Genomic DNA, 21,522 nt, shown 5'->3' with positions numbered 1-21,522 from the left:
GGTAATGGCTTAGTTGCTGGCGGTTTTCATCGGCTGGTCGGGCTTTTTGTCATTTCCGGCGATGAACGGGCTCCACGGCTGGGCGCGTACCGGCTGTTCCGTCTGCCATACCACGTTGAACTGGCCGTTACCTTCGATTTCACCGATCATGACCGGCTTATGCAGATGATGGTTGGTGGCATCCATGGTAAGCGTAAAGCCTGACGGCGCCTTAAAGGACTGACCGGCCATCGCCTCACGGACTTTATCCACGTCGGTAGTCCCCGCTTTTTCCACCGCCTGCGCCCACATATGGATGCCCACATAGGTAGCTTCCATCGGGTCGTTGGTCACCACGGTATCGGCGTTCGGCAGCTTGTGCGCCTTCGCATAGGCTTTGTAATCCGCGACGAAGGCCTGGTTGGTCGGGTTATCGACGGACTCAAAGTAGTTCCAGGCCGCCAGGTTACCCACCAGCGGTTTAGTGTCGATCCCGCGCAGCTCTTCTTCGCCGACGGAGAACGCCACCACCGGCACGTCGGTCGCCTTCAGACCCTGGTTCGCCAGCTCTTTGTAGAACGGCACGTTAGAGTCGCCGTTGATGGTCGACACCACGGCGGTTTTGCCGCCCGCGGAGAATTTCTTGATGTTGGCAACGATGGTCTGGTAGTCGCTATGACCAAACGGGGTGTAAACCTCTTCGATATCCTTATCCTCCACCCCTTTCGAATGCAGGAACGCGCGCAGGATCTTGTTGGTGGTGCGCGGATAAACGTAGTCAGTACCCAGCAGGAAGAAGCGTTTCGCCGCGCCTCCGTCTTCGCTCATCAGGTATTCAACCGCCGGGATGGCCTGCTGGTTCGGCGCCGCGCCGGTATAGAACACGTTTGGCGACATTTCCTCGCCTTCATACTGCACCGGATAGAACAGCAGGCCGTTCAGCTCCTCAAAGACCGGCAGTACGGATTTGCGCGAAACCGAGGTCCAGCAGCCGAATACCACCGCCACTTTATCCTGGCTCAGCAGCTGTCGGGCCTTCTCGGCAAACAGCGGCCAGTTTGAGGCCGGATCCACCACTACCGGCTCCAGTTTCTTGCCCAGCACGCCGCCTTTGGCGTTGATCTCATCGATGGTCATCAGGGCGACATCTTTAAGCGGGGTCTCGGAGATAGCCATCGTGCCGGAAAGAGAATGCATGATCCCCACTTTGATGGTATCGGCCGCCTGCACGCCAAAACTCATTCCCATCGCCACGACGGACGCGGATAACGCAAAGGCTTTTAATAAGGTACGACGGTGCATATTTTCACTCCTGAAAAAGAACGCTGTGCGAAAACGTCCGTTACGGCGTGGACGCGGAAATAAATGTGTCAGCGAAGCAGGAGCAAAAAGAATGCCAGAATGGAGATAGCGCTATTTCCGGGAGGGGAGCGCAGGATGTAAAGAGAACGTCTCAGAATGGCACAGCGCTGCACTTTTATAATGCAGCGCTGAGGAGGAAGGTTTTACCAGACTTCGCTGGCGATCTGCGTGACCAGACGGACTTTGTCCCACTGCTGGGTTTCGCTCAGGCTGTTGCCCTCTTCGGTAGAGGCAAAGCCGCACTGCGGGCTGAGGCAAATTTGCTCTTTCGCCACGTATTTCGCCGCCTCTTCCAGACGGGCTTTGATTCCCTCCGGGTTCTCCAGCTCGCCGTTTTTCGTGGTGATAAGGCCCAGCACCACCTGCTGCTTGCCCGGGCGAACAAAGCGCAACGGCGCGAAATCCCCGCTGCGGTCGTTATCGTATTCCAGGAAGAAGGCATCAACGTTGACCGTTCCGAACAGCACTTCCGCCACCGGCTCGTAGCCGCCTTCGGAAATCCAGGTGGAGCGGAAGTTACCGCGGCAGACGTGCAGCCCGATGGTCAGATCGTCCGGCTTGCCCTCCAGCGCCTTGTTCAGGACGCGGGCATAGATACGTGCAAGCTCATCGGCATCGTCGCCGCGCTCGCGGATCTGACGACGCTGATCGTCCGAACAGAGGTAGGCCCATACGGTATCGTCCAGCTGCAGGTAACGGCAGCCTGCATCATAGAATGCGCGAATCGCGTCGCGCCAGGTGGTCGCCAGATCGTCGAAATAGACGTTCAGGTCCGGATATACCGTCGCATCAATGTCTTTGCGACCGCCGCGGAAATGCAGCACGCTCGGGCTGGGAATGGTCATTTTCGGCTGGGCTTCACCGCTGATGCTTTTCAGATAGCGGAAATCGTCCAGCATCGGGTGCTCGCCAAAGCCCAGTTTGCCGGTGACGCGCACGCCGTGGGCTTTGGTTTGCACGCCGTTAAACTGGATGCCCTGCTGGGAATCGTAACGCTCAACGCCCTGCAGACCGTCGAAGAAGTCGAAGTGCCACCAGGCACGGCGAAACTCACCGTCGGTCACGACATGCAGGCCGCACGCGCACTGCTGCTCAACGACGTGGCGAATGGCTTCGTCCTCCACCGCGCGAAGCTGTCTCGCGTCAATCTCGCCGCTGGCAAATTGCAGGCGAGCCTGCTTGATGGCATCCGGACGTAAAAAACTGCCGACTACGTCGGCGCGGTACGGGGCGTGGTGTCGTTGCATGGAAATCTCCTCAGTCTGCCGGCAATAATTGCCCGCAGTGATAATTCATTATTTGAACTTTTAGACTTCTGGATGTCTAAATGTCCAAAAACAATGTCATACCTCCCCGGTGCCGGCAAACGAGAAAATTTCACGGGTGTTGAAAAAAATTCATCTTCACAGCGCGGCAGTGGTTTCGCTGCTGGCAAACGCGTAGCGTTCATCTTCCCAACCGGTGATCCCACCGAGCATGATTTTGACCGGCAGCCCGAGACGCGCCAGCTTCAGCGCGGCTCTGTCCGCGCCGTTACAGTGCGGCCCTGCGCAGTAGACGACGAACAGCGTCCCTTCAGGCCATTGAGCCATGCGCTCAGCGGTCATCTGGCTCCACGGCATATGCAGAGCGCCCGGCACATGGCGACGGGCAAACTGCTCCGGGCTCCCCACCACGTGCAGCAAAACAAAGTCCTGCTCATTATTGGCGATGGCGTGATGCACATCGGCGCAGTCTGTTTCTACGCTCAGGCGACGCAGAAAATGGGTGACGGCTTCCTGCGGCTCGGCAGCCGGAAATTCAGTAACATAGCTCATGATCCTTCCTCATCTTTGGCGTTTGTGTTAACACTACTCTATCCAGAAATTCAGCACGTGAATGCGCTCGCTTATGCCAGAAAACAGCAAAAAGATGACAAACTTAAGACAAATTGCCCGCCCGCAGGTGGTGGTGCTGGCCTATGACGGCCTGTGTACCTTTGAGTTTGGCGTAGCGGTGGAGATCTTCGGTCTGCCACGTCCCGAGCTGGGCGATGAATGGTATCGTTTTGCGGTGGCGAGCGTGGATAGCGGTGAACTTCGGGCAACAGGCGGGATCCGTATCGTCACCGATGGTGATTTAAGCCTGCTTGCGTCTGCGGACCTGATTGTGGTTCCCGGCTGGCGTGGGCTGGACTCGCCGGTTCCGGACGCACTCAGCGAGGCATTACGTCAGGCCAGCGCGCGAGGATGCCAGCTGCTGTCCATCTGTTCGGGCGTATTTGTGCTGGCCGCTACGGGGCTGCTCAACGGGCGCAAAGCCACGACGCACTGGCGCTACATTGAGACGCTTAAAGCCCGCTACCCTGACATCGACGTGGTTGAGGATGTGCTCTACCAGGACGAAGGCGATATCCTGACTTCTGCAGGCAGCGCGGCGGGGATCGATCTCTGCCTTCACGTTGTACGAAGGGATTATGGAATGGAAACCGCTAACAGCGTGGCGCGGCGGCTGGTCATTCCCCCACACCGGGATGGCTCTCAGCCGCAACAGCTGAGCCGCCCGGTGGCGCAGCTGCGGGAAAGCCAGCGCCTCGGCCAGCTGTTTGATTTTCTGCACACGCATCTTACCGAGCCGCACAGCGTCGACTCGCTGGCGCGTCGTGTCGGTATGAGTCAGCGCACGTTTCTTCGTCGCTTCGAGGCGGCAACAGGAACGACGCCTGCCCGCTGGTTACTCAATGAGCGCCTGCTGCGAGCGAAAGATTATCTGGAAAGCAGTCGTTTAAGTATCGACAGCATCGCGGAACAGACCGGGTTTGGCCAGGCATCGACGCTGCGTCATCACTTTCGCCAGCAGTTCGCGATTTCCCCGGCCCAGTACCGCAAACAATTTTCTCATTCCGCTACAGCCCGCTGAGGCGTCAGTCTTTTGGTTTCGCAGGAATACGGAGAACCTTATGGTCACCACACACGTTTTTATCGCAACCAGTCTTGATGGTTACATCGCCCGACACAATGATGATATCGACTGGCTTCTGCAGCGCGATGATCCGACTGAAGATCATGGCTATGCGGCGTTCATCGCGGACAAAGAGTGGATAGTGATGGGCAGAGGCAGCTATGAGAAAGTGCTGACCTTTGACGCATGGCCTTATGACCGGCCCGTGCTGGTGCTCTCCAGACAGCTGGCCGACACGCCCGTGCCCGACGCGCTGAAGGGAAAAGTACAATTTTTAGGGCACAAGCCAAAGGAGGTGCTCGACTACCTGGCGTTGCAGAACGTCCATCGCGTCTATCTCGATGGCGGGCAGGTGATACAGTCGTTCCTGCGAGAAGGACTGGTGGCCGATATGGTGATCACAACCGTTCCTGTCCTGCTCGGTTCGGGAAAATCGCTGTTTGGCGCCCTGCCAGAGGATATCGATTTGACGCTGGTATCCAGCCGCAGCTTCCCTTCGGGTCTGGTACAGTCGCACTATCGACTGCTGTCATAAAACGACGGTAAACACTGCGCAAAAAAAACCGCCAAAAAATGGCGGTAAATGCTTGCATGGATAGATTTGTATTTTGGTCTCTACGTCCCGACACTCCATGGCCGGGCTGCGGATCCCATACAACCTAACACCCGTTGTCTTAACGAAGGTTAAACAGTCTTATTAACCTGCATGAGTATTGATCTGCAAATAACGCATAAGGCCCTGTTCAGCGCTCTGTTTTGCGTCATCATTTATGGCTTCAAGATAAAATGACCGCGCCACTCCATAAGGTGCTTTATCAGAGGGGTACGCCGCAAACTGGAATGTTTTTCCTATCGTCTGCTGGGTGCAGTCTAATTCCCAACGCACATCGTTAATTTTTTTACTGTTACAGGTTACGGCTCCATAATCGCTGGTCAAATAGGAACCAACGCGAATTTCTGCTGATTGTATATATTCTGGTTTGTTATCACCAGCATAACGAATCCCTGCAACGGCCCCAACAGCAACCGCCAGAAGCGCAAGCGCAATTATTTTTTTCATTTATTAATGACCCGTTCCTTAGCCAGAGATTAACTATTATATAAGATTTATCCTTAATGCAAATATCCGATTATGGACCAGAAATGGCAATTTACAAACATTCATGACTTTTTAGGAAATGTCCTGGACAATTTTCCGGACACACAATATTTGACAATCTCTTTTCACGAGTTTGAATTATTAAATAATAACACTAAAAAATAATCGGCATGATTACCCCGCAATGTCATTCGGCGGCGATCTCATGATTAAAAAAGGCTTATCTCTCGTCATGCTTATCTGTGCACTCTTTTCAGGCCAGCTTATGGCCGGGCACAAAGGACACGAATATTTATGGGTCAAGAATGTGGCGCATCAGCTTCGTCATGAAGCCGACAGCGATGAGTTACGAAGCGCTGCGGAAGAGTCGGCGGAGGGTTTGCGCGAACACCACCTGTGGCAGAAATCGCGCAAACCTAATACGGACGTTCGGTAATTAACTGCCCTTGCGTTTAGGCAGAGTTTTCATCAGATCGTCCGGACTGACGGACGCCACAATACTGCCCGGCTGCGGCATTTTGAAGATGTGGTTTTTCATCTTGCCAATCACATGCATTTCGCAAGGACGGCAGTCGAACTTGAGAGTCAGAACTTCATCACCGTTTACAAGCTGCATGGGGGTTGCCTTCCAGCTCTTGATATTCCCTTTCGCCTGCTTAGGGCAAAGGTTAAACGCAAAGCGCAGGCAGTGCTTGGTGATCATCACCGGCACATCGCCCTTCTCTTCATGCGCTTCATAAGCCGCGTCGATCAGCTGCACGCCGTGGCGATGATAGAATTCACGCGCTTTATGGTTATAAACGTTGGCCAGGAAGGATAAATGTGTCTCCGGGTATACGGGTGCAGGTACGGCTTCCGCTTTACGGCTAGCGCGCGGATACTGCGCCAGGCGCGCGGCATCCAGCATCTCTGCCGTTTCACGACGGAACTGGTTAAGCAGGCTGTTCGGCACGAACAGGGCATCCGGCAGACTGACCTCAACGTTACGGGCGTAGTAAATCGTCTGGCCAAGCTTCGCCACCCCATCCTTCAGGCTGTTGAGCGCTTTTTCCGCGTTGTTTGCCACCTCGAACAGGCCATCGAGCGTATGCGTTACGCTGATGCCGTCTTCACAGGTCATGGTCAGAATCAGCTGCTCTTCCCAACCGCCCAGCTCAATGTCCACAGCGATACGACGTTCGCTGGAGTTTTTCAGCAGCGCCTGCTGCCAGTTATGATCGAGGTTACGGTTAAGCGCCGCGTTCGGCCGCGCCTTGTAGAGATCGGCGGGCATTTCATTCGGCCAGACGCGGTAGCGGTTCTCGCCGGTTTTCTCGACCGTGTTGGCGCGGAAGCCCACGACCTCACGCTTAATCATCACGTTAAGGCCATCGCCATTCGCCAGCGGTTCCGTCACCTGGACATCAAGGTGATCTTTCGCCACTTTCAGCACTTCACCCACCGGTAAACCGATAAACTTCGGTGAGTCAAACGCGCCGATATCCCCTTTACGGGCATTAACGAAATAGTCCGTGCTGCCGCGGTGGAACGTTTTGTCCGTCGACGGAACGAAGAAATGCTCGGTGCGCCCGGCGGACGCGCGCGCCAGATCGCCGCGATCTTCGATAATGGCGTCGAGCATCTGGCGATAGTGCGCGGTGATGTTCTTCACGTAGCTCATATCTTTGTAGCGCCCTTCAATCTTGAAGGAACGCACGCCCGCGTCGATCAGCGCGCCCAGGTTGGCCGTCTGATCGTTATCCTTCATGGAGAGCAGGTGTTTTTCGAACGCCACGACGCGGCCCTGATCGTCTTTCAGGGTATACGGCAGACGGCAGGCCTGAGAGCAGTCGCCGCGGTTGGCGCTGCGGCCCGTCTGCGCGTGGGAAATATTACACTGACCGGAATAGGCGACGCACAGCGCGCCGTGGATAAAGAATTCAATCGTCGCGTCTGTCGCCTGGTGAATATCGCGGATCTGATTCAGGTTCAGCTCACGCGCCAGAACGATCTGCGAAAAGCCGACGTCAGAGAGAAACTTCGCCTTCTCTACCGTGCGGATATCACACTGGGTACTGGCATGCAGTTCAATGGGAGGAATATCCAGCTCCAGCACGCCCATATCCTGAACAATCAGGGCATCCACCCCGGCCTGGTAGAGATCGGTAATCAGACGTTGCGCAGGCTCCAGCTCATCATCATGAAGAATGGTGTTCAGGGTCACGAACACTTTCGCCCCGAAACGGTGGGCGAACGGCACCAGTTCAGCAATATCGCTCAGGCTGTTACTGGCGTTATGGCGGGCACCGAAGCCTGGGCCACCAATGTAGACGGCATCTGCGCCATGAAGGATCGCTTCACGGGCAATGGCGGCGTCGCGGGCCGGGCTTAAAAGTTCAAGATGATGGGATTGCAGGCGCATACTTCGTCGTTATCCGTTATGGTCAAAATGGCGGCTATTGTAGTCAGAAGTATGCGTCAGCGAAACAGTTTTGCGCAGCGTCAGCGGGGATAATGGATCAGGGAGTGAAAATGCACCGTCCGGTCGCTGCTGTTGCGGTAGGCGTGCGGTTTATCGCCGGCGAAACGGATGCCCGAATCGGCAGAAATGGTCTGCCATTTGCCGCCAAGCTTCATCTCCAGCTCGCCGCTTACTACGACGACATGTTCTATTACCCCGGCCTCATGCGGCGTGGATTCGCTCAGCGCGCCGGGTGCCAGCGTGATGGAGAAATAATCAAACCCGAGCGTCTCGTCCCACGGAAAGAGCGGCTTGACGACCATCGCCTGCTGCTGGGGGTCAAATACCGCCTGCCGGTCCGCCTCTGGGGTGATGAACGCGGAAAACGGCACGTTCAGCCCGGTGGCAATTTTCCACAGCGTCGACACCGTCGGGCTGGATTCATTGCGCTCGATTTGCCCGAGCATGGCTTTTGACACGCCGGTCTCGTCCGCGAGCTTCGACAAACTCCAGCCGCGCGCCTGGCGCAGCGTTTTCAGCGTTGTTGCAAGGTGTAGTGTGATATCCATGTTCCCTCCTGGTGACGATCAGCATACCACTTGTACGCTATAGCGCACAGTGCTACCTTACTCCGGACGTTATAACGCACAATGGAGTTTTCATGCGCCCTTCCTCTCACTTTATTCCGGTCGCACTGGCTGGATTTGTCGCCGTTCTGGTCGGTTACGCCAGCTCGGCCGCCATCATCTGGCAGGCCGCCGCCGCGGCAGGCGCCAGCGCACAGCAGATTGCGGGCTGGATGACCGCGCTGGGAATTGGAATGGGCGTCAGTACGCTGGCGCTTTCCTGGTGGTACAAAGCGCCCGTACTGACCGCCTGGTCGACGCCCGGCGCGGCGCTGCTCGCCACCAGCCTGCACGGGATCACGCTGGCAGAAACCATCGGCGTGTTCATCTTTGCTAACGCGCTTATTTTGCTCTGCGGCATTACCGGGCTCTTCGCCCGTCTGATGAAGCTGATCCCTCATTCGCTTGCTGCCGCCATGCTGGCAGGGGTATTGCTGCAGTTTGGCCTCCACGCGTTTGCGCATCTTGAGGGGCACTTTCTGCTGTGCGGCAGCATGATTGCGGCGTGGCTAATCGCAAAAGCGCTGTCGCCGCGCTATGCCATCGTGGTCACGCTGCTGGTGGGCGGGATTGTGGCATGGGCGGCAGGTGACGTTGTCACGGATAAACTTACCCTTTCTCTGGTAATGCCCGAATTTATTGCACCCGCCTTCACCTTCACCAGCCTGGTGAGTATTGGCTTGCCCTTCTTCCTCGTGACCATGGCTTCGCAAAACGCGCCGGGGTTCGCCACGATGAAAGCCTCCGGTTACCCGCTGGCGGTCTCACCGCTCATCATCGTCACGGGAGGGCTGGCGCTGCTGTTTTCTCCGTTTGGCGTCTTTTCCATCTGCATTGCGGCTATAACCGCCGCCATTTGTCAAAGCCCGGATGCACACCCGGATGCGGATAAACGCTGGCTGGCGGCCATCGCAGCGGGAGGATTTTACCTGCTGGCGGGAATTTTCGGGGGCTCCATTACCGGGCTGATGGCCGCGCTGCCGCTCAGCTGGATCCAGACGCTGGCCGGTCTGGCGCTGCTGGGCACCATCAGCGGGAGTTTATATCAGGCGTTGAATCATGAAGCGGAGCGCGACGCGGCTATCGTCACGTTTCTGATGACCGCAAGCGGCGTGACAATCCTGGGCATCGGTTCGGCATTCTGGGGACTGGTGCTGGGCGGGATGTGCTACGCCCTGTTTTCACGCCCTCGCCGCACGTAGCTGCGAAGGCGTCATGCCCGTCGCGCTGCGAAAGCGGTTGCTGAAGTGGCTGGCGGAGTTGAACCCGCAGGCAAGCGCGATGTCCGTCAGCGGCGTCGTCGTATGCTGGACGAGGGCCTTAGCTTTATCCATTCGCCTCTGCATCACGTACTGATGCGGCGCCAGCCCCGTCGACTGGCGGAACATGCGGGCAAAGTGGTATTCGCTGAGCGCGGCCTGCGCCGCCAGCTCGGCCAGCGTCAGGGGCTGGCCCAGGTTCTCTTCAATAAAGGCCAGCACGTTGCGCAGCACGAATGGCGATAACCCTCCGGTGACGACCGGCAGCTTCCACTGCACGTTAGAGTAGTTTTGCAGCAGATGGGTCAGCAGCAGCGTGGAGGCCGTGCTCAGGGTGAGCTGGTTGGCGTGCTGCTGCCAGTCACAGCCGAGCAAAAACTGCCGATACAGCGCGGTGATCTTCGGATCGCTGCCAAAAATGCGCTCGTCCAGCGTCAGCGAAAGCGGGCGCTTGTCCCAGATTTTTTCCCCCACGTCGCGCAGGTGTTCATCGGTGCAGTAGAGATGCACAAACGAAAGGTCATCGCGGATATCCCACGTTGATTCGCTCTCTTTGGGCATCAGACAGAAACGGTCCGGTCCCCCGCCGTTCTTCCAGCCGCCCGGCGTTTTTTGATAGCTTTCGTAGCCGTCCGCCACGTACAGGCTGAGGGTATGATGGTTACTTTTTACCGTTATCGTATCGTGCTTGTTGTACCACGCTGCCAGCTGAATACCCGAATTCAGCGAGACGGTTTCCCGCAGGACTGCATTCTGTTGGCAAAGCGTTTCAAAGGTATCGTAAGCGTGAGACATAACCGTTAGCGCATAATTGATGGGAATATCAGTCTAAGAAGAGTTGCCCCCCGTTGCCAGTCCCGCCGGAAGAAAAAAGCGCAAGATTTTGCAAGTCACCCGCAACCCGGTGAAAGCCCGTCGCGAGTTTCAGCGCCATACTGCGGGCTTCCGCGGTTTGAGAAGAGAGAACTATGAACGCATTATTATATGGACTCGTGGTCATTATCTGGGGAACCACCTGGATTGCGATTTTCCTGCAGCAGGGCCCCGTCGCGGCGCCGGTGTCGATTTTCTGGCGCTTCGCCGTCGCCAGCCTCACGATGATGGCGGTGTTAATCGCCCTGCGCCGCCTGCGCAAGCTGGCGCTGCGGGATCACCTTTTTTGCCTGCTTCAGGGATGCTGCGTTTTCTGCTTTAACTTCTGGTGTTTTTACACCGCAGCCTCGCACATTAATACCGGGCTGGAGTCGGTGATCTTCTCAATGGCCGTGCTCTATAACGCCATCAACAGCTTTATTTTTTTCGGGCAGCGCCCGCCAGCGCGTTTCTGGACGGCGGCGGCGCTGGGCCTGTTCGGGATCGTCACACTCTTCTGGGACGATCTGCTGGCCAGCGGCTGGAGCGCATCGCTCCTGACCGGGATTGGCCTCTCCGCGCTCGGTACCTACGGCTTCTCGCTGGGCAATATGATCAGCATGCGCCATCAGCGCAGAGGCCTGGAAACCATGACCACCAACGCCTGGGCGATGCTCTACGGCACGCTGGTGATGGGCTGCATTGCGCTGTTTAGAGGCGATAGCTTCGCGCCAGAGTGGACCATCAGCTACATTGGCGCGCTGCTCTATCTGGCTGTGTTTGGTTCGGTGATTGCCTTCGGCGCCTACTTCACGCTGGTGGGACGCATTGGCCCGGGCAAAGCGGCCTACAGTACGCTGCTCTTCCCGCTGGTGGCGCTGTCCATCTCTACGGTGTATGAAGGCTACGTCTGGCATATCAACGGTATCGTGGGGTTATTGCTGATTCTGGGGGGAAATATGGTGATGTTTACCAAACCAGAAACCTGGTTCAGACGCTTACGAATGGCGTAAATAAAAAGGCCTGCATTATGCAGGCCTTTTTATTTTATTTCGCGGTCTTTTTCACATCAAACATGGTGGCGTCCGTCGCCATGTCATCAACAACCTGCTTCAGGGTTGCAAAGGTCATCGGCGTACTTTCGTTGTTCAGATCTTTACCTTCGCCTTTGCGCACCACCTTCATGACCGGTTTGTTGGTAGCCGCATCGATCAGTTCGCCTTCAAAGAAGAGATGCGTATCCATAGTGCGATGCCCGGTTGCCATCTGCGTACCTGCTACCACCAGCGCGACCGGCACCACTTCATAGAACTGCAGACCTTCTTTCTGCGAACTCACCCCGGTAATCGCGCCGCGGAAAATCAGGCTATGTTTACCCGGCGTGGTCACAATCGGCTTACGCGTGCCAATCGCCGTTTTCATTTTGGTATTGGTGTAGTTCAACAGCTCATCAAGCGTTTTTTGCCCAATTTGCGTGGTTGGTTTTGGCGTTGGATAATACGTAATCGGTGTCCAGAGAATACTGTCGTAATTAGCTTCGTTATAGGAAGGATCAACCCAACGCAGCGTTGGTTTACCCGTGGCAGATGTTGTCTGCTGCAAGCCTGAATAGTCTTTTAAAAAGCCAGAATATTGTTCGGGAGCCGCGACTTTTGAAGAACAGCCCGCTAACGCCAACAGACCAGTAAGCACTGCAACTTTAAAAAAAGTTTGAGTACGCATGATAGTTTTCCATGTTATCTGCAAGTATGCATTTGAAGTTATAGCAAAAGACCGGCGGATTTGTTGTGACAAAAAATGATGCGGAGAGCACAAATTGCGAAAAGACTGCCCGGAAGCGTGCCGGGCAGTGAAAAATTACTGATTTATATCCAGTTGCCAGAACAGATGTTTGCCAAACGGGTCAATTTCATAGCCCGTCACCTCCTTGCGCACCGGTTCGAAAATGGTTGAATGCGCAATCATCACCGCGGGCATCTGGTCATGCATCATCTGCTGCGCCTCTTTATACAGCGCCACGCGCTTATCGCGATCGGTCGTTGATTTTGCTTCCGCAATAATTTTATCAAAGGGCTTATAGCACCATTTCGCCGAATTTGACCCACCGTTTGCCGAGGTGCAGGTAAATAGCGGGCCGAAGAAGTTGTCCGGATCGCCCGTTGCCGTCGTCCAGCCCATCAGCGCGGCCTGATGCTCTCCGCCCTTCACGCGTTTCAAATACTCGCCCCATTCGTAGGTAGCGATTTTGGTCTGCACGCCTATTTTCGCCCAGTCCGCCTGAATCATCTCCGCCATGCGTTTCGCATTCGGGTTATAGGGACGCTGCACCGGCATCGCCCATAAATCGATGCTGACGCCGCTGGCAAAACCGGCCTCTTTCAGCAGCGCTTTGGCTTTTTCAGGGTCGTAGTCGTAATCCTTAAGCTCGCTGTCTGCGCTCCATACGCCCGGCGGCAGCAGGTTCTTCGCAGCGGTGCCGGTACCGTGGAACACCGCATCACTAATGGCTGGTTTATTGATGGCCATCGCCAGCGCCTGACGGACCTTCACGTTATCCAGCGGCGGCTTCTGCGTGTTGAACGCTAGGAAGCCGGTATTTAGCCCCGCCTTACTCATCAGATTAATGTCTTTGTTGACCTTCATGCGCGGCAGATCGGCCGGGTTTGGGAAGGGCATGACCTGACATTCGTTCTTCTCAATTTTGGCAAAGCGCACGGAGGCATCTGGGGTGATGCTAAACACCAGCCTGTCCAGCTTCGATTTCCCCTGCCAGTAGTCGGCAAACGCCGTGAAAAGGATCCGGGAATCTTTCTGATACTGCGCCAGCTTAAACGGCCCGGTGCCGATGGGCTCCATATCCACCTTCTCCGGCGTGCCCGCTTTTAGCATCGCGTCGGCATACTCCGCCGAAAGGATTGAGGCAAAATACCAGGCCAGATCGGCGACAAACGGCGCTTCCGGGTGCGCCAGGGTAAAGCGCACGGTATGCTCATCGACTTTATCAATCGCGGTTATCAGGCTGCCGAACTCCAGACTTTCGAAGTTGGAGTAGCTGCCATTAGAGACGTTGTGGTAGGGATGATTCACGTCTTTTTGTCGCATAAACGAGAAGATCACGTCGTCGGCGTTAAAGTCGCGGGTTGGCGTGAAGGATTTATTGCTCTGGAACTTAACGCCCTTACGCAGAAAGAAGGTGTAGACCTTGCCGTCGTCGCTCACCTCCCAGCGCTCCGCAAGGCTTGGCACCAGCTCCGTGGTGCCGGGTTTGAAATCGACCAGACGGTTATAGACCGGCACGGCGCTGGCGTCCACGCTGGTTCCCGAGGTGTATAGCTGAGGGTTAAAGTTCTCCGGCGATCCTTCAGAGCAATACACCAGCGTTTTCGCAGCAACGGTGGAACTGACCGTGAGTGCAGCGAACGCCAGCGCTATAGTTGTGAGTTTGCTTGTCATCATTTATTCCTGTCTTTTTAATTCGACGGCTAATTAATTCTTTTGCCATTTCATAAATAACATTAAAGTGATGTGGCAAACACCTGAAAAATAAATAAGGAATAAATCACTATGGGCTCGCCGCTTTCCAGACAATTAACGCATCGTTTTTTCCGCTATCTCGCTATCACCAGCCAGAGCGATCCCAAAGTCAAAACCCTTCCCTCAACGCCGGGACAGCATGACATGGCGCGCGAGCTGGCGCAGGAGCTGGCACAGCTGGGGTTAGAAGACATTATGATTGATGAATTCGCCACGGTGACGGCGGTAAAAAAAGGCAATGTGCCCGGTGCGCCGCGCATCGGCTTTATTACCCATATTGATACCGTTGACGTGGGACTTTCACCGGATATTCATCCACAAATATTAATGTTTACCGGTGAAGATCTCTGTCTGAATAAAGAGAAAGACATCTGGCTGCGGGTTAACGAGCACCCTGAAATTCTGGCTTATCCGAATGAGGAGATTATTTTCAGCGACGGAACCAGCGTATTGGGCGCGGATAATAAATCGGCGGTCACGGTGGTCATGACGGTGCTGGAAAACCTCACGGCGGAGCATCGGCATGGGGATATCGTCGTGGCGTTTGTGCCTGACGAAGAGATCGGCCTGAACGGTGCCAAGGCGCTGGATCTTAAGCGCTTCGACGTCGACTTTGCCTGGACCATCGACTGCTGCGAGCTGGGTGAAATTGTTTACGAGAATTTTAATGCGGCCGCCGCGGAGATCCGCTTTACCGGCGTAACGGCGCACCCGATGTCCGCCAAAGGCGTGCTGGTGAATCCCCTGCTGATGGCGACTGATTACATCAGCCATTTTGACCGCCAGCAAACGCCGGAGTGCACCGAGGGACGTGAAGGCTATATCTGGTTTAACAGCATTCAGGCCGGACAGAACGAGGCCGTTCTTAAGGCCAATATCCGCGACTTTGACAAGGACAGCTTTGCCGCGCGCAAGCAGCAGATTGCCGACGTGGCCGCACTGATTGCCGCCCAATATCCGACGGCCAGAGTGGACTATCGCATTGAAGATACTTACAGCAATATCAGCAATGCGATTGGTGAAGACCGGCGCGCTATCGATCTGATGTTCGAAGCGATGGAATCGCTCGGCATCACGCCGAAACCGACGCCGATGCGCGGCGGCACCGACGGCGCGGCGCTCTCGGCAAAAGGGCTACTCACGCCGAACTTCTTCACCGGGGCGCATAACTTCCACTCGAAGTTTGAATTCCTGCCGCTGTCGTCGTTCGAAGCGTCTTACAACACGGCCCTGCAGATCTGCCTGCTGGCCGCCCGTTAAGCGGGCTTGCGTGCCAGCATCGTGGCAAAGCGCAGCCTGATGCGGTTGCCGTGTTCATCGGTGCGGTGCAGTTCGCCAACGTCTTCGTTGTATTTGAGCAACTCCCAGCCTTCATAGTAGTTGCTCAGCTCACCGCTCCTGAACGCAAACGGGAAGCCGACGGTGCACGGGTAATCCACCGTGTCCATCGCGGCAACAATCAGGTTGTAGCCGCCAGGCCTGGTGCAGCGCTGCATATTAGCGATAAGACCCGGGATGGTTTTTGACTCCAGGAACATCAGCACCACGGTGGAAAGAATAAAATCGTACTGGCCGTCAAAGCTCAGGTTGTTGAGATCTTTAATCGCCGTGTGGAGGTTATCGAACCCTTCTTCCGCCTTAATGCGCTCGATATTATCGATGCTCATCGGGTTCTTGTCCCACGCGGTGACATCGTGGCCGTTAGCTGCAAGATAGAGGCTGTTACGGCCGTTGCCGCAGCCCAGATCCAGCGTTTTACCGGGCTTCACAATCTCCGCGCTGTACAGCACTTCTGAATGGGTACGGGTTAAGCCATATTTCTCTGTGAAGTAATTCTCATCGACAGTCATTGTTTTCCTGCGTTCTCATAAAGTGAAAGTGCATCCTGGATGCTATTTTAAGGCGTTTACCGTCTGGTTGCCAGCCGCTCGAAAATCGAAAAATTTGCTACGTTTAGTTAAGACGCTTATCAGAGAAATAAAGATGAACAAATATCGCCTCAGCGACGAGACCCGACTCTGGCAATGGAAAAATGGCGAAACCACCCACGCCACCACGCTGCGGCAGATTATCGCCACGGCGGACTTTAACGACGTGACGGTCGGCACGAGAGGCGGCTGGATTGACGATGAGCGCGCCCTCGCGCAGGACGGCGACTGCTGGATCTACGATGAAAACAGCGTGGTGTTCGCGGGGGCAGTCGTCTCCGGCAACGCGCGTCTTACCCTGCCGTGCATCATTAGCCATGACGCGCACATCGGCGACAGCTGCTGGCTGGACGGCGCGGAGGTTAGCCACGGGGCGCGAATAAGTGACAACGTCACCATTCAACAATCCTGCGTACGGGGGGAGTGTCATATCTACGGCGAAGCGCGCGTGCTGCATCACAGCGTGGTCATTGCTGCCAAAGGGCTGACGCCGGACCATGAGCAGATCCTGCAAATCTACGACAAGGCAACGGTAAGCCAGTCGCGGATTGTGCACCAGGCGCAAATCTACGGCGAGGCGATGGTTAATTTTGCTTTTGTTGAACACCGGGCCGAAGTCTTCGACAACGCGATCCTGGAGGGAAACGAACTGAACAACGTCTGGGTGTGCGACTGCGCAAAAGTCTATGGTAACGCCCGCGTGATAGCCGGCTTTGACGACGATGCCATCCCGACGGTGCGCTACAGCTCGCAGATTGCGGAGAATGCCGTGGTCGAAGGCAACTGCGTCATCAAGCATCACGTCCTGATTGGCGGTCAGGCCTGGCTGCGCGGCGGGCCGATCATGCTGGATGATAAAGTCGTGATTCAGGGGCGCGCGCGCATCAGCGGGGATGTGCTTATCGAACATCGGGTTGAAATCACCGACGATGCGGTCATTGAAGCATTTGCCGGCGAGAGCATTCACCTGCGCGGCGAAAAAGTGATTAACGGCGACCAGCGCATCACCCGCACGCCGCTGCTGGGTGCGTTATAGGGTATAAATTCTGCCGTAGATATTCACGTCGTCAAAGCGGCCGTTCAGGTATTCCGCTTCCCGCAGGCACCCTTCCAGCGAAAAACCGTTGCGCACGGCAACGTTGTTGCTGTGCTGATTCGCCACCCGACACTTGATCACAAAACGACGGATCTCACCGCGCTCTGCGTAGTAGCGCATAAACGCCTGCAGCGACCGGGAGAGAATACCTTGCCCCTGGTGGGCTTCATCCAGCCAGTAGCCGATGTACCCGGCCTTGTTGGTCGGTTCAATGGTGTTGAACGACAGGACGCCAACCAGCGCATCATCCTTGAAGATCAAAAACATTTTGGCGTAGCCGCGCTGGTGCAGCATCTGGTTACTCTGCACGTTGCGGCGGGTATCCTCTTCGCTACCTACGTGCTGCGCCCAGTCAAAGGCGGTTTGCAGAAAGATTCTGTTTTTGACGACGAGGTTGTGCAGATCGGCGGTATAGCGCTCTTCGACGGCGCGAAGCTCGAGAGCGTCAGATACCGGGATAATTTCGGATTTTACTGCGGTCATAGCCCCTCACCCTAACCCTCTCCCGGAGGGAGAGGGAATCGATAGTTAACGCATTACCCTGTCGTCAACGTAGTTACGTTTATCCGGCGCCGGTGGGAAATACTGGTACAGCCAGGTTTCACTGATGGCGTCGCCCTGGCAGCGCAGGAACAGACGCATATCCACCGGCTCCGTCGAATCCGACGTCGGGTACCAGTCAAAGAGAATGCGATAGCCGTCAAACGGCTCAACGTAGAGGATCTCCACCTGCTTCGCTTCACCGCTTGAGAGCGTAATCACCGGCTCGATGCCTTTTGGCGCAGCGGCCTTCAGATCGCCGCCGACAAAATCTATCGCAAAGCGACGGGCCCATACTTTCGGGTAGTTTTCGCCCGGCGCCCAGCCTTCCGGGAAGCCGCCCATGCCGGTACGGGTGGCGAAGACGTTGGCCAGCGGGGAGCGCACAGGCGGCATCGCGCTCCAGTAGAGGCGATACTTGAAGTCCAGCTCGTCGCCCGCTTTGACGGCTTTTTCCGGCTGCCAGAAGCAAACCACGTTATCCAGCGTTTCGCCGGTGGTCGGGATCTCCATCAGGCCAACCGCGCCTTTACCCCAGTCGTTACGCGGTTCCACCCACAGGCTTGGACGCTTGTTGTACCACCCCATCACGTCCTGATAGTGCGAGAAATCGCGATCGAGCTGCAGCAGACCGAACCCTTTCGGGTTTTTGTCCATATAGGCATTGAACTGCAGCTTCTGCGGGTTGTTCAGCGGACGACAGATCCACTCCCCGTTGCCGCGCCACATCGCCAGGCGGTCGGAGTCATGAATTTGCGGGTGAATGGTGTCACACATGCGGCGTTCATTATTACCGCAGCTGAACATGCTGGTCATCGGCGCAATGCCGAGCTGCTTGATGTCCTTACGCGCGTAGAGGTGGTTTTCCACCTCCATGATCACCTGGCTCTTCTCGCAGTGGATCACGAATTTATAGGCACCCGTGATGCTCGGGCTGTCGAGCAGCGTATAAACGGTAAAGGTCGTGTCGCCAGGCTTGACGGTTTCAAACCAGAAGGAGGTAAAGTCCGGGAACTCTTCCGGCGTGTCGGTAAAGGTGTCTACCGCCAGACCGCGGGCGGAAAGGCCGTACTGGTAGGTGTCATCCACCGCGCGGAAGTAGCTCGCGCCCAGGAAGGAGACGATATCGCGACGCGCCAGCTCCGGCGCCTTAAAGGCGCGGAAGCCCGCAAAGCCGAGATCGCTTTGCCCTTCCAGCTGTTTGGTATCCACGCCCGTTTCACCGTAGCTGAACAGCTCAGGACGGAAGTGGATCTCGCGCGCCATAGAGGTCGACTGGTCCAGCGAGAACATCCGCACGCGACGGCGGAACCCCATTCCCATATGGAAGAACTGCACGTCCAGCTGACGCCCTTCAATGTTGTTCCACAGAGACTGCTTTTCATCGTAGCGGATGGCGTTGTACGCCTGCGGCGTCATGGTGGCCAGCGTCTCCGGCAGCGGGCGCGGCGCGCCACCCCACGGGGTTTTTGCCAGGTCATGCGCCATGGATTGCAGTACGGAGAAGTCAAAACGACGGCTCTGGCCGTCAGCAATGTCAGAGTCGGCGGCGTATGCCGCTTTGGAAAACAGGGAGGCAAGGCCGGATGTGCCGCTCAGGGCTGCCACTGCCAGCGAGCCTTTTAGAAAACGTCTGCGATTCATGCCTGGAAAAACGTCCTTATGGTCGTGTGAATGTGTTCCGCGCTCGGCGAAATGACGGCAAGAAAGAACGCACAGCCTAAACAAAAATGGTTAAGAATCCAATTGTTGGCCGGTGATTATATGAACAAAGTGAGAAATATTTTCTGTCGACCAGAACGGCCCGAAAGTGGTGTAAAGAAAGCCTGGAAAATGTGTAGAAAAATGCCCCGGCGCGACATCGTTCGCCGGGGCTAATGAGGCGGTTATTTTACGCTGACATCGATACCCGGGAAGTACTTATCAGCGAGTTTGGCGATCGTGCCGTCGGCACGTACTTTATCAATTGCGGCGTCAAGCTGCTTTTTGGTGGCCTCGTCACCTTTACGCAACCCAAAGCCGATCCCACTGCCGAGGATAGTGTCGTCAGACACCGGCTTGCCGATGAAGCCAAACCCTTTTCCCTGCGGCTTGCTGAGGAAACCTGCCTGCCCGGCCGCGGACATGACCAGCGAGGCGTCGATACGACCATTCAGCAGATCGCCCCAGGCCATATTCTGATCTTTATAAGACACCACGGTGACACCCTGCTTTTCCCAGTGCTCTTTGGCATAGGTTTCCTGAATGGAGCCCTGCAGCACGCCGATGGTTTTCCCCTTCAGCCCTTCAGGCGTCGCCTCGACCGCCGTACCGGCCTTGCCGACCAGCTGCGACGGAATACGGTAGATCGGCTGGGTAAAATCAATGCTCTTGCGGCGCTGCTCGGTGATATTCATCGCCGAGTTGATGGCGTCGAATTTCTTCGCCACCAGCCCCGGGATAAGCGCATCAAACGAGGTTTCCACCCAGCTGCACTTCAGCGCTGCCGCTTTACAGATGGCATTCCCCAGCTCAACGTCAAACCCTTCCAGTTCGCCTGCCGCATTGCGGCTTTCAAACGGCGGATATTCGGCTTCCAGACCGTAACGCAGCTCGGACGCTGCGAAGGAGGAAAAGGTACACAGCAATCCCATGCCGACAACTAGCGCGCGTAATTTCATCTCAAACTCCTTAGCGTGGTTTAACCCGACACAGGGCCTGGGCACCTGCCCGTAACGTCGCCTCATCTTTCGCAAAAGAGAGACGAATCAATTTATTATCCGTACCGTCCGCATAAAACGCCGACAGCGGAATAGTGGCAACACCGTACTCGACGATCAGCCGCTTCACCAGATCGCTGTCGCGCTCGTCGCTGAACTGGCTGTAGTCCGCCAGCATGAAGAACGAGCCGGCGCTGGGCAGCAGCGTGAACGGCGAATCGGCCAGCAGACTCTGCAGCAGATCGCGCTTACGCTGGTAAAACGCCGACAGCGACAGCCAGGTTTGCGGGTCGACCATATGTTCAGCAAACGCGTGCTGCATTGGCGTATCGGCAGAGAACATTAAAAATTGATGGACTTTACAAATCTCGTCCATCAGCACCGCCGGTGCAACACAGTAACCCACGCGCCAGCCGGTGACGTGATAGGTTTTTCCGAAAGAAGAAATAATCACGCTACGCTCCGCCAGCTGCGGGTGCGTGGCCATCCCGTGGTGCGGCTCACCGTCAAACACCACGTGTTCGTACACTTCGTCAGACAAAATAATGATGTCAGTATTGCGGGTCAGCGCCGCCAGCTGCTGCAGATCGTCGGCGGAGAAGACCTGACCGCTCGGGTTGTGTGGCGTATTGATGATAATCATGCGCGTGCGCGGGGAGATGGCAGCCCGGACCTCATCCCAGTTGACGGCAAAATCCGGCACGGTCAGCTTGATGGCAATTGGGGTTGCCCCCTGCAGACGGACAATCGGCGCGTAGCTGTCAAAAGAGGGCTCAAAGTAAATCACCTCATCACCCGGGTGCACCAGCCCGCTAATCGCCGAATAGAGACCTTCGCTGGCGCTGGCGGTCACCAGGACCTCGCCGGCCGGGTCATAGCGCGTGCCGTAAAGCGTGGCAATTTTATCGGCAATGCGCTCTTTAAGCTGCTGCAGGCCGGTCATCGCCGCATACTGGTTATGCCCCGACTCCATTGCGCGGGTGACGCCCGCAATCAGCTTCGGGTCGCAGGAAAAATTCGGTGCGCCCTGAGAAAGGTTAATCGCGTTATGCTGCGCCGAGAGCTGGCCGATAACGGTAAAAATGGTGGTGCCCACATCGGGCAGTTTGGAGCGCGTCTGCACTGGCGTTCGTAAAGTCATCCTCTTTCCCTTCTCATGGACATTGCA

21 protein-coding genes are annotated in these 21,522 nt (G+C 56.1%); 7 read left to right on the top strand and 14 right to left on the bottom strand.

The window, feature by feature from the left end:
* Nucleotides 1-9: 9 nt before the first annotated feature.
* From urtA to LRM19_RS06570, 3 genes are all read right to left on the bottom strand, one after another.
* Nucleotides 10-1,281, bottom strand: coding sequence for an urea ABC transporter substrate-binding protein (gene urtA / locus LRM19_RS06580; RefSeq protein ID WP_271367861.1), 1,272 nt, complete (start codon nucleotides 1,279-1,281; stop codon nucleotides 10-12).
* A 203-nt stretch (nucleotides 1,282-1,484) separates the two neighbouring features.
* The gene (locus tag LRM19_RS06575) at nucleotides 1,485-2,588 is read right to left on the bottom strand and encodes a cobalamin-independent methionine synthase II family protein (RefSeq protein ID WP_271367860.1); all 1,104 of its coding nucleotides are present in this window, start codon (nucleotides 2,586-2,588) and stop codon (nucleotides 1,485-1,487) included.
* 156 nt (nucleotides 2,589-2,744) lie between these two features.
* On the bottom strand, nucleotides 2,745-3,158 hold the full coding sequence (locus LRM19_RS06570; RefSeq protein ID WP_271367859.1) for a rhodanese-like domain-containing protein: 414 nt from the start codon (nucleotides 3,156-3,158) through the stop codon (nucleotides 2,745-2,747).
* A gap of 73 nt (nucleotides 3,159-3,231) precedes the next feature.
* On the opposite strand from LRM19_RS06570, the gene ftrA reads away from it, so the two are divergent.
* Both ftrA and LRM19_RS06560 read left to right on the top strand, forming a co-directional pair.
* Nucleotides 3,232-4,239 carry a transcriptional regulator FtrA gene (ftrA, locus tag LRM19_RS06565; RefSeq protein ID WP_133294401.1) on the top strand — a complete coding sequence of 336 codons (1,008 nt, stop codon included), beginning with the start codon at nucleotides 3,232-3,234 and terminating at the stop codon, nucleotides 4,237-4,239.
* 40 nt (nucleotides 4,240-4,279) lie between these two features.
* On the top strand, nucleotides 4,280-4,816 hold the full coding sequence (locus LRM19_RS06560) for a dihydrofolate reductase family protein (RefSeq protein ID WP_271367858.1): 537 nt from the start codon (nucleotides 4,280-4,282) through the stop codon (nucleotides 4,814-4,816).
* 162 nt (nucleotides 4,817-4,978) lie between these two features.
* Here LRM19_RS06560 and LRM19_RS06555 read toward each other — a convergent pair whose 3' ends face one another.
* Nucleotides 4,979-5,341 (bottom strand): hypothetical protein, encoded by a 363-nt coding sequence (locus LRM19_RS06555; RefSeq protein WP_115875040.1) that lies wholly within the window; start codon nucleotides 5,339-5,341, stop codon nucleotides 4,979-4,981.
* 244 nt (nucleotides 5,342-5,585) lie between these two features.
* Here LRM19_RS06555 and LRM19_RS06550 point away from each other — a divergent pair, with 244 nt between their 5' ends.
* Complete coding sequence (locus tag LRM19_RS06550) at nucleotides 5,586-5,816, top strand: DUF2554 family protein (RefSeq protein WP_271367857.1); 231 nt, start codon at nucleotides 5,586-5,588, stop codon at nucleotides 5,814-5,816.
* On the opposite strand, the gene LRM19_RS06545 is transcribed toward LRM19_RS06550, so the two are convergent.
* Both LRM19_RS06545 and LRM19_RS06540 read right to left on the bottom strand, forming a co-directional pair.
* A complete protein-coding gene (locus tag LRM19_RS06545; protein ID WP_271367856.1) occupies nucleotides 5,817-7,781 on the bottom strand; it encodes a peptidase U32 family protein in 1,965 nt (654 codons plus the stop codon). It lies immediately after the preceding gene.
* An 80-nt stretch (nucleotides 7,782-7,861) separates the two neighbouring features.
* Nucleotides 7,862-8,389 (bottom strand): helix-turn-helix domain-containing protein, encoded by a 528-nt coding sequence (locus LRM19_RS06540; RefSeq protein ID WP_111964622.1) that lies wholly within the window; start codon nucleotides 8,387-8,389, stop codon nucleotides 7,862-7,864.
* A 92-nt stretch (nucleotides 8,390-8,481) separates the two neighbouring features.
* Here LRM19_RS06540 and LRM19_RS06535 point away from each other — a divergent pair, with 92 nt between their 5' ends.
* Entirely contained in the window at nucleotides 8,482-9,648 is a 1,167-nt protein-coding gene (locus tag LRM19_RS06535) for a benzoate/H(+) symporter BenE family transporter (protein ID WP_271367855.1), read from the top strand.
* Here the strand turns inward: LRM19_RS06535 and LRM19_RS06530 are convergent.
* Nucleotides 9,628-10,500 carry a helix-turn-helix transcriptional regulator gene (locus LRM19_RS06530; protein WP_271367854.1) on the bottom strand — a complete coding sequence of 291 codons (873 nt, stop codon included), beginning with the start codon at nucleotides 10,498-10,500 and terminating at the stop codon, nucleotides 9,628-9,630. The genes LRM19_RS06535 and LRM19_RS06530 overlap by 21 nt on opposite strands.
* Nucleotides 10,501-10,673: 173 nt before the next feature.
* Here LRM19_RS06530 and LRM19_RS06525 point away from each other — a divergent pair, with 173 nt between their 5' ends.
* Nucleotides 10,674-11,570 (top strand): DMT family transporter, encoded by an 897-nt coding sequence (locus LRM19_RS06525; protein ID WP_271367853.1) that lies wholly within the window; start codon nucleotides 10,674-10,676, stop codon nucleotides 11,568-11,570.
* Nucleotides 11,571-11,604: 34 nt separating this feature from the next.
* Here LRM19_RS06525 and LRM19_RS06520 read toward each other — a convergent pair whose 3' ends face one another.
* Nucleotides 11,605-12,279, bottom strand: coding sequence for a DUF3313 domain-containing protein (locus LRM19_RS06520; protein WP_111964626.1), 675 nt, complete (start codon nucleotides 12,277-12,279; stop codon nucleotides 11,605-11,607).
* Between the two features lie 135 nt (nucleotides 12,280-12,414).
* On the bottom strand, nucleotides 12,415-14,010 hold the full coding sequence (locus LRM19_RS06515) for an ABC transporter substrate-binding protein (RefSeq protein ID WP_271368226.1): 1,596 nt from the start codon (nucleotides 14,008-14,010) through the stop codon (nucleotides 12,415-12,417).
* 111 nt (nucleotides 14,011-14,121) lie between these two features.
* Here LRM19_RS06515 and pepT point away from each other — a divergent pair, with 111 nt between their 5' ends.
* The gene (gene pepT / locus LRM19_RS06510; protein ID WP_271367852.1) at nucleotides 14,122-15,351 is read left to right on the top strand and encodes a peptidase T; all 1,230 of its coding nucleotides are present in this window, start codon (nucleotides 14,122-14,124) and stop codon (nucleotides 15,349-15,351) included.
* Here pepT and tehB read toward each other — a convergent pair.
* The gene (gene tehB, locus LRM19_RS06505; protein ID WP_271367851.1) at nucleotides 15,348-15,941 is read right to left on the bottom strand and encodes a tellurite resistance methyltransferase TehB; all 594 of its coding nucleotides are present in this window, start codon (nucleotides 15,939-15,941) and stop codon (nucleotides 15,348-15,350) included. The genes pepT and tehB overlap by 4 nt on opposite strands.
* 133 nt (nucleotides 15,942-16,074) lie before the next feature.
* Between tehB and ydcK the strand changes: the two genes are divergently transcribed.
* A complete protein-coding gene (gene ydcK, locus LRM19_RS06500) occupies nucleotides 16,075-17,055 on the top strand; it encodes a YdcK family protein (protein ID WP_127730826.1) in 981 nt (326 codons plus the stop codon).
* Here the strand turns inward: ydcK and rimL are convergent.
* The 4 genes from rimL to LRM19_RS06480 form a co-directional block, all read right to left on the bottom strand.
* Nucleotides 17,050-17,598, bottom strand: a complete 549-nt coding sequence (gene rimL, locus LRM19_RS06495) for a 50S ribosomal protein L7/L12-serine acetyltransferase (RefSeq protein ID WP_127730824.1) — start codon at nucleotides 17,596-17,598, stop codon at nucleotides 17,050-17,052. The two genes, ydcK and rimL, sit on opposite strands and share 6 nt — an antisense overlap.
* A 45-nt stretch (nucleotides 17,599-17,643) precedes the next feature.
* On the bottom strand, nucleotides 17,644-19,299 hold the full coding sequence (locus tag LRM19_RS06490) for a glucan biosynthesis protein D (RefSeq protein ID WP_111964632.1): 1,656 nt from the start codon (nucleotides 19,297-19,299) through the stop codon (nucleotides 17,644-17,646).
* 242 nt (nucleotides 19,300-19,541) lie between these two features.
* Nucleotides 19,542-20,315 carry a transporter substrate-binding domain-containing protein gene (locus LRM19_RS06485; protein WP_021242531.1) on the bottom strand — a complete coding sequence of 258 codons (774 nt, stop codon included), beginning with the start codon at nucleotides 20,313-20,315 and terminating at the stop codon, nucleotides 19,542-19,544.
* Between the two features lie 10 nt (nucleotides 20,316-20,325).
* A complete protein-coding gene (locus tag LRM19_RS06480; protein WP_271367850.1) occupies nucleotides 20,326-21,495 on the bottom strand; it encodes a pyridoxal phosphate-dependent aminotransferase in 1,170 nt (389 codons plus the stop codon).
* Nucleotides 21,496-21,522: the final 27 nt, after the last annotated feature.

Source organism: Enterobacter sp. PI-10, from assembly GCF_027947695.1.
Lineage (GTDB): Bacteria > Pseudomonadota > Gammaproteobacteria > Enterobacterales > Enterobacteriaceae > Enterobacter > Enterobacter vonholyi.
The sequence above is the reverse complement of the archived record's forward strand: the minus strand, read 5'-3'. Positions and strand labels throughout refer to the sequence as shown.